Here is a 470-nt window from a genome sequence, read left to right as displayed (position 1 = left end):
GTACTACTTCAACTATCGCAAGACCTCCATCTACGGCGGGTCCAACGAAATTCAGAAGAACATCATCAGCCAGATGATTCTGGGGCTGTGAGGAGACACGCAACATGAACTTCAATCTCAGCGACGAACAGAAGCAACTGGCCGACGCCGTCCGCCGCTTCATCGACAAGAGCTACGACTTCGAGTCGCGCAAGAAAAACATCAAGGCCGAGGCTGGTTACGGCGAGGGCACCTGGGGCGCGCTGGTCGAACTGGGCCTGACCGCGCTGCCGGTGCCGGAAGCGCAGGGCGGCTTCTCGGGCACGGCCGTCGACATGATGGTGGTGCAGCAGGAACTGGGCCGCGGCCTGGTGGTGGAGCCGTACTTCGCCACCGTGGTGGCTGCGCATGCGCTGAAGCTGGCTGGCGGCCAGGACGCCCTGCTTGAGCAGGTAGCCGGTGGCGAGGTCAAGCTGGCCACGGCGTTCAAC

Annotated in this window: 1 protein-coding gene; it reads left to right on the top strand. The window is 62.6% G+C overall.

All coding sequences use genetic code 11. The features are described 5' to 3' along the window. Positions 1 to 104: 104 nt before the first annotated feature. Positions 105 to 470, top strand: a 366-nt coding sequence (locus AB4Z35_RS30410) for an acyl-CoA dehydrogenase family protein (RefSeq protein WP_442101216.1), incomplete at its 3' end; no start/stop codon positions are given.

Source organism: Pseudomonas sp. KB_15 (assembly GCF_052114525.1).
GTDB lineage: Bacteria > Pseudomonadota > Gammaproteobacteria > Pseudomonadales > Pseudomonadaceae > Aquipseudomonas.
The sequence above is the reverse complement of the archived record's forward strand: the minus strand, read 5'-3'. Positions and strand labels throughout refer to the sequence as shown.